Origin of the sequence: Streptomyces sp. NPDC050504 (assembly GCF_044458065.1) — a bacterium.
Taxonomy (GTDB): Bacteria; Actinomycetota; Actinomycetes; order Streptomycetales; family Streptomycetaceae; genus Streptomyces.
Genome location: NZ_JBITHO010000022.1, coordinates 19,590 through 27,002, shown reverse-complemented (window position 1 = coordinate 27,002; position 7,413 = coordinate 19,590). Strand labels below are relative to the sequence as shown.

Sequence of the window (7,413 nt, the reverse complement as noted above, 5' to 3'; positions counted from 1 at the left end):
GCGCGCGGTCTGCTCCGCAGACACAACGCGCCGCCGCTACGCGGCGGAATACATGCAGCGCTCCGCGCTGCCGCAGGACTCCGTCCTGCATGCCGGTCCGCTCCGCGGCCCAGAGGGCCGGCTCCGCCGTCCCCGGCTCGGATCGCTCCGCGATCCGGCCCTCCGGAAAAGCATCCAGCTGGGGAAAGAGGTCGGCTCGTCCGGGTCTGTGCCGCTCAGCTCGGTCATGGCCCTCATCCCCCATTTCTCACGGTCCGTCACTGATTCCTGATACTCCGTCACTGGATCAAAGGAGCGGGCCGACCATACATCCACCACACCCCCGGCACCATCGGTGCATCAAAATGAGATGCCACTAAAAACTCGGCTCAGGCCCCACCCCCTCCACACACCGCTCCCGCCAGCAAAAAACGCCCTGTACGCCGATCTGACGGCCTTTCGAATCCCCTCCCCTCACCAGTCACTCAGCACCCGCCCACGATCCCGCCCCCACGACGCTCCCACCGCGCCACCCCGCCACCACACCCGATGCACGCGACGAAAACCCACATGCAGCCCAGCCTCCCCTACCGCACCAGACAACTCGCCAACACCGAACAGCTACGGACACACAGAGCACTCAAAAACACACCCGACACCCCCGAACCAGTCCAACCCAGATCGGCTCAGCAGGCCTAATCAAGCGGGGGCTAGGACGTTCGAAGACCGTTTCGTAGTGCGCGATCAGCGAGGTTCACACAGGTGACGGACCTGGCCCAGCACCGGCCAAAGGCCCTCAGGCTGATCCTCAAAAACGGCAAAACGATAGGACCTGACACACTTGCCTCGTACACCAACAGGCGTCGACGTCCTGCCCGAGCACACCCGTCGCTGAGCGCTCAAGACCGCGCCGCGCTCCCTGGTGAGATTCCCGGAGGACGACGAAAGCTGACTCGTTGGGTGCGGACCAGTGGTGATGGTCTCCACCGCCACTGAGCCACGCTGGGGGGCAGCGGGTGCTCTGGGCACGTGCGGGTGCAGGCCCTATCGTCGGACCGGAGACACCGAGTTCTGAGAGCCGTGAAGAGAAAGGTGCGAGGATGGACAGCGAAGGCAAGCACAAGGGTGATCCGGCGCCGATCAAACCGTGGACGCCGCCGCCCACTCCGCCAAGTCCCGACGGTCAGGGCGGTGGCAGCTGAGCCGGGGCACGGGGATGGACCGGCGGGCGGTGTGTCTGGGCGAGCTGGAGACCATGGGGGTCTTCCGTGCGCCCTGGGTGCGGGACGCGATCGATGCGGTCGACCGTACGATGTTCGCTCCCCGCAGGCTGTGGTCGCTGGAGACCGACGACCAAGGCCTGCACCGGCTCCTGGACCGTAAGGAGTCCCCCGCGGCGTGGCTGGAGGCGGTGTGGAACGCGCATCAGTCGGTGATCGTGCAGATGGACGACGGCCGCACCCGCCCCGACGGCGCGGCGCGGGGGGACTTCACCTCGTCGCTGTCGGCACTGGACATCGTGTGCGAGAAGCTCGTGCAGCTGGATGTGCGGCCCGGACAACGGGTGCTGGAGATCGGTGCCGCCTCCGGGTACCACACTGCGCTCCTCGCACACCGGGCCGGTGACAGCCGGGTAACCGGCGTCGAGGTCGACCCGGAACTGGCCGCCTGGGGGCAGGAGAACCTGAAGCGCGCCGGATGCGCGGCCCGGCTGGAGTGCGGCGACGGGCTGGAAGGATGGGCGGCGGAAGCTCCGTACGACCGGATCGTCAGCACCGCCTCGGTACGGAAGGTTCCGGCGGCCTGGCGGCGGCAGAGCGCGGACGGCGCGGTGGTCCTGACCCCGTTCAACACCCTGTACTGCCGGGGCGGGCTGCTGCGCCTCACAGTCAAGGACAGGGTCGCCACGGGCCGGTTCAGCGGCACGGCCGACTACATGTGGGCCCGCGGGCAGCGGCCCCCTGACGGCATCCGCCCGCCCGGCACCTACCGCTGCCGGCCCTCGGCGATCGACCCAGGACAGGTCCTGGACCGGGGGTGGGCCCAGGACTTCGCACTGGGCCTGCACGTCCCGGACGTCCATGTCACCCACCGCGTCCAGGACGGCGCGCGCCAGACCCAACTGTGGGACGCCGCCGGAACATCGGTCACCGTCATCCGCCACCACCACTGGTGGCACAAGGACGCGGTCACCGTCTGGGGCAAGCGCGACCTGTGGCACGAACTCACCACCGCATACACCGCCTGGCGCACCGCAGGACAGCCCCACCCCACCCGCTACGGCCTCACCATCGACGACCACGGACAGCACCTGTGGCTCGACACACCACCCGGCCAGCTCCACAACCCCGGACCGTCCCTGGAGCAGCCGTCAGGCCGTCAGGAACACCGCAAGGAGGAATCGGGGCCGCGGTAGACCAGGACCACGGTGTGCCGGGCTCCGGCATCCGTCATGGCCTGGGCACAGTGCTGGCCGTTGTTGTAACCACTCAACCTGCCGGGCCGGACGAAGTTGCGGCAGGGCAGAGCAGGTGTCAGATGACGGGCGGGCGGCCGAGGCGGGTCATGGTCCACACCGTGCGCCAGCGCATCGGGCGCCGCTGACCGCACTTCGTGCGCACTCCTTCGGCGAATCCGCCGAACCACGCCTTCAGGCCGGGCAGCGAGCGGGTGCGCGCCACGGTCAGGGCGATCCACGCTCCCAGGTAGACGGGCACCAAGGGGGCGGGCAGGTGGCGTTTGGCCAGCCATACGCGGTTGCGCGCGGTCATGCGGTAGTAGACCGCGTGCCGGGCCGGGGACGTCTTGGGGTGCTGGAGCACCAGGGCCGGTTCGTACAGGATCCGCCAGCCGTCGTCCAGCGCCCGCCAGGCCAGGTCGGTCTCCTCGTGCGTGAAGAAGAACTCCTCAGGCCACGGCCCGGTCCGTTCCAGCATCGGCATGGACAGGGCGTGGCCGCCGCCCAGGAACGTGGTCACGTAACCGCGGCGCAGCGGGTCGGCGGCGCGCAGGCGCGGTACGTGGCGGCGCTGGGTCTGCCCGTGTTCGTCGGCGATGCGGAACGAGACGACGCCGAGCTCCGGGTCCTGTGCGTACAGGTCGGCGATGCGGCGGACGACGTCCGTGTCGACGAGCAGGCCGTCGTCGTCCAGGTCCACCAGTACGTCGACGTCTCCGGCCGCCCGCAGACGCGCGTAGGCGGCGTTGCGTCCGCCGGTCACGCCCGCGTTCTCCGGGAGTTCCACGGCCTCGACCCACGCGGGCAGGCCCTCGGGCAGGCTGCCGGTTCCGTTGCCGACCAGGACCGTACGCACGGGGAGTTCGTCCTGCCGCGCGACCGACTCCAGCAGGTCCAGCAGTTCCTTGGGACGGTTGCCCATCGTCAGCACCGCGACACCGATCCGCGCCCGCGCCACCCGCTCCACCCTGCCCTCGCCACGACATCCGAAGCCGTGATCCTAGACCCTTTTCGGAGGACCTCTTGAGCACCCCCGCCCTGCCCCTCGGCGACTACATACGCCCCATCGGCTTCCTGGCCCGCACCCCCTACGGAAACCTCGCCGAGTACGGCCTCGCCGAGCTCCTCGCCGCATGGAAGCACCTGCACCAGGGCGCCCTGGCCGCGCTCCGCCGGAACGGGGTGCCGCGCGTCCACCCGACCGCGTTCGTCCATCCCAGCGCGATCATCGGGGACGAGGCGATCATCGGTCCCGGCGCGCACGTCCACGAGTTCACGACCGTACGGGGACACAGCGTCCTGGGCGCCGCGGCCTCGGTCGGGTTCAACTGCGAGGTGACGCACGCGTCCGTCGGGGACGGGGCGGTGCTCGGGCACCGCATCGGGGTCAACCACACCCTCGTCGGCGCCCGCGCCCATCTGTCCGCGTCCGTCGTCTGCGCCGCGATCCACCTGACCGGCGACATGCGCGCCCCCAGCCGCGAGGTGTTCCTCCGTACGGAACGGGGGCTGTACCACACGGGCAGCGTCCGTTTCGGCGCACTGATCGGCGACCACGTCCAGACCGGCGCCCACATCGTCCTGGGGCCCGGCGCCGCGATCGGCCGCCGCACCCGCATCACCAGCGGCGTCGTCCTCGCCGCGCGCACCATCCCGGCCGACAGCATCCTCACCTCACCCGGTGCCACCGACACGCACGTCCGACCAAACCGGCCCCGGCTCACCATGCCGGAAAACCGCTGACCCCTCCCAAAAGCGCACAGAGCTCTCCGCGAAACCCCGGGCCGCCGAAGGAGCCTCCCCTGACCGCGGCCGCCACTCGGAGACTGCCTCCTGACGAACTGTTCGCCGCGCGGCTACAGGCGTGGGAACGTACGGTCACAGTGGTCCGTGCGACGACAGGCTCACGGACTTCACCCGGCAACCAGGTCCTCCGGCAGCGGCCGGGCCGCATGGGGAGCCAGCCGCTCGACCGCACTCAGCCGCCGTACGGCCGGCGCCTGGGGCGCGAGCGCGCGCCGCAGGACGGCCAGCCGGTCGGCCAGCAGCTGCGCGCCCGTCCGCGCGGCCGCTTCCTCGGCTACGGCGGCAGCAGCCTGGTGGGCGGCCGCCGGGGCGATACCCAGCTGGCGCTGGCGCTGGCGCTCGAACCGTGCGCGCGGCGGAGGCCGACGACAGCCCGGCGTCCTGCCGTACCGGCCGGAGCAGCTCGCCGACGTCGCGGTACTGCGAGCCCGCGGGGTCCTCGGACGCCAGCCCGACACCCCGGCCGAGACGCGGCTACGGCTCCCCCGCCGGGCCCGGTAGAACCCGGTCAGGGCGACGTCGCCCACGACGGCCGGAAACACGCGGCCCGCCCCGACCACACCCCGACCACGCAGGTCAGCGCGCCGCCGAGAGCCCCTCTCTGCATAGTGGTTCGGGTGGCCTCGCCGGCCTTGACGCCGTTGTGGGTGGCCCTCGCGCACAGGCTCCGTCCGTCGAGTACGGCGGCAGACCCCATGGGCACGAGGCCGTAGCTGCAGGAGGGCCGTGCGCAGGCCGCGGGGCGCACATACCGGGAAAGCCTCACTGACGGGCGACGTGCAGCGGGGAGTTGGCCGTAAATCAGCGCCTGGGGCCGTGGTGGCGCATGGTCTCATTGGTCCACGTGAGGTGGTGCCTGGCTGGGCAAGGACCGTGGGGGCGGACCGTGGCGATATGTTTCGAACTCGCTGTGAACTTCGGCGACAACATCGAGGCTGCCCGAACAGCCGCCCGGACCGAACACTGGCCACAGGCGCTCTCCGCAGGCAGGTTCCGGATCCCACTGCACCGGCCCGCGCTGTCCGCAAAGTCGCCGACGCAACTCTGGGTCTGGCCGGTGGCCGTCAGCTACGGCGCGGGGTTCGACGGCAGCATTCCCCGCTTCGACCTCACCGAGCCCGAAGTGGAAGAACTCGGCCGAGGTCTCTACGACCTGCTCAGGCACTTCGACGGCTACCTCGCCGCCATGGTCGGATGGGAGGTGCAGTACCGCGTCGACATAGACGACCTGGCCGCCGAATGGACCGAGGAACTCGCCGACGGCTCCCTCACCGGCCTCGTCCTCGCCGACCACCTCCGCGACCGCCTCACCCTCGGCTCCACATGGGTCCCCTTCCAACCCGGCTACTCCTGGATCCCGTGCCCATAGACGGTGTCCCCGCCCATGAGCAGGACCGAAACCGTGACACCGTGCAGCCACACCATCCCGGACGACCCTCCGGCGCCGCGGTGCGCAAGCACGCCCGGGGCAGCTCCCTTCGTCCGCACGACCGGCGTACCGCGCGACAGCAGGCTCGATGGCAGCGCCGAACCGTCAAGGGCTGAGCGGGAAGGGACGCCTGGCCGTGGACGTTCGACGCCGAGGTCCGCCAGTAATCCTGAACACCTTTTCGCACCGCTCAATTGACAGATCCGGATACGGAGAAGGAGATCTGGTGGGCGGCGGTCCGTCGTCCGTCCTTCGTCAGGGCCGTCGCGGTGACGGTGTGGCGGCCCGGGGCAAGGGTGACCGTGCTGGTCTTCCAGGTGCCGTCTGTCTTCACCTCTGCCGTGGCGAAGACCGTGCCGTCCTCGGTCAGCTCCACCCTGCCACCGATGGCGTAGTGGGCGAATCCGCTGAAAGCGCGCTGCGGTACCGTCTGGGCGTTGGGGCGCGGCGCGTTGATGTAGGGGGCGTCGGTGACGGTGAAGGTCACCTCCGCCACTGTGGAGCGTCCGCGCTCCGTGACGACCGTTGCCGTCACGGTGTGGGTGCCCAGGTCGAGTTCGGGCTCCTGCCCCTTGGACGTCCACCAGCCTCCACCGGCTCGTACGTCCAGGGAGGCGAGGATCTTGTCGCTGCCCTTCTCCCGCAGCTCGACCTTCCCGCCGACGTCGGACTCGTCCGCGTAGCCGTCGAAGAAGACCACCCCGGGGCTTTCGGCCCCGGCGGCCGGAGTACGGATGTAGGGCGCGCCGGTCACGGTGAACGTGACTTCGGAGCGTTCCGACACCTTGCCGTCGGCATTCGTCGCGACGGCCGTCACGGTGTGGGGGCCCCGGTCCAGGCGGACCTCCTGTCCCGGCTCGGTGCGCCACGCGCCGTCGGCGTTCACCTCCAGGAGGGCCAGGGGCTCGCCTCCGCCCTGTTCCCGCAGCTCGACCGTGCCGCCCTCGGCTCCTGCCGCGGTGCCCTCGAAGAACACCCGGTCCGGGGTTTCTGCCTGGTTCCGGGGGGCGAGGAACACCGGGGCGGGAAGGACGGTGAAGGTGCGTTCAACCGGGAGGGAGGGGTTGCCGTTCACCGTCTGGGTGATCTGGAGGGTGATGCCGCCCGGCGGCAGGTCCTTGCCGGGGGTCACCGTCCAGGTGCCGCCCTTCACCTCGGTGCTGCCGAGCGGTGCACCGCCCTTGATGGCGACATCGATCGTGGCTCCTGTGACGCCCGTACCGGTGACGGCCGGACGCAGGCCCGTGGTCGCTCCCTCCTCGGGGGTGGTGACGACGGGTGCTTCGGCGGGCTGGGCCCGGTACGTGACGTGGCGCGTGACCATCGCGCTCGCCTCGTCCCCGCGCACCGCCTTGACCTTCAGGACGTGCGCACCCGGCGTCCACCGTGCCTCGGGCACGATCACCTCGAACGTCCCGGACAGGCCGTACTCGACCGCCGCCACCTTGCCGTCGACGTAGACGTAGACGTCCGTGTAGGGCGCGGTGCTGCCGATGACGCTCACGTCACCCGTGAGGACCTCGCTCTCCGTGGGCGACGTGACCTCGGGAGCCGGCAGAGCGGCCGGAACGACCGCTCGCGCCGTTCCGTCGACGGGTGCAGCGGCCGACGGGGAGGCGAAAGCAAGCGGTGAGCCGGTGACCGCCAGGGTCGTGAGAATGCCCGCAGCTATCAGGCGGGGCCCCGCGTACCGCTGCCTCCGTGCTGCCGGCAGGTTTGTCTTGCTGTTCATGAGACCAAG

General features: G+C 70.4%; 6 protein-coding genes. 3 read left to right on the top strand and 3 right to left on the bottom strand.

Features of this window, described 5'->3' with window-relative positions:
• Nucleotides 1-1,126: 1,126 nt before the first annotated feature.
• A complete protein-coding gene (locus tag ACIBNE_RS40785; protein WP_399281108.1) occupies nucleotides 1,127-2,395 on the top strand; it encodes a protein-L-isoaspartate O-methyltransferase in 1,269 nt (422 codons plus the stop codon).
• A 118-nt stretch (nucleotides 2,396-2,513) separates the two neighbouring features.
• Here ACIBNE_RS40785 and ACIBNE_RS40780 read toward each other — a convergent pair whose 3' ends face one another.
• Nucleotides 2,514-3,359 (bottom strand): glycosyltransferase family 2 protein, encoded by an 846-nt coding sequence (locus ACIBNE_RS40780; protein WP_399281110.1) that lies wholly within the window; start codon nucleotides 3,357-3,359, stop codon nucleotides 2,514-2,516.
• A 101-nt stretch (nucleotides 3,360-3,460) separates the two neighbouring features.
• Here ACIBNE_RS40780 and ACIBNE_RS40775 point away from each other — a divergent pair, with 101 nt between their 5' ends.
• Nucleotides 3,461-4,180, top strand: a complete 720-nt coding sequence (locus ACIBNE_RS40775) for a transferase (RefSeq protein ID WP_399281106.1) — start codon at nucleotides 3,461-3,463, stop codon at nucleotides 4,178-4,180.
• A 170-nt stretch (nucleotides 4,181-4,350) separates the two neighbouring features.
• Here ACIBNE_RS40775 and ACIBNE_RS40770 read toward each other — a convergent pair whose 3' ends face one another.
• Nucleotides 4,351-4,785, bottom strand: a complete 435-nt coding sequence (locus tag ACIBNE_RS40770) for a hypothetical protein (RefSeq protein ID WP_399281104.1) — start codon at nucleotides 4,783-4,785, stop codon at nucleotides 4,351-4,353.
• A gap of 344 nt (nucleotides 4,786-5,129) precedes the next feature.
• Here ACIBNE_RS40770 and ACIBNE_RS40765 point away from each other — a divergent pair, with 344 nt between their 5' ends.
• Nucleotides 5,130-5,612, top strand: a complete 483-nt coding sequence (locus tag ACIBNE_RS40765) for a hypothetical protein (RefSeq protein WP_399281102.1) — start codon at nucleotides 5,130-5,132, stop codon at nucleotides 5,610-5,612.
• A 250-nt stretch (nucleotides 5,613-5,862) separates the two neighbouring features.
• On the opposite strand, the gene ACIBNE_RS40760 is transcribed toward ACIBNE_RS40765, so the two are convergent.
• On the bottom strand, nucleotides 5,863-7,404 hold the full coding sequence (locus tag ACIBNE_RS40760; RefSeq protein ID WP_399281100.1) for a hypothetical protein: 1,542 nt from the start codon (nucleotides 7,402-7,404) through the stop codon (nucleotides 5,863-5,865).
• Nucleotides 7,405-7,413 lie beyond the last annotated feature (9 nt).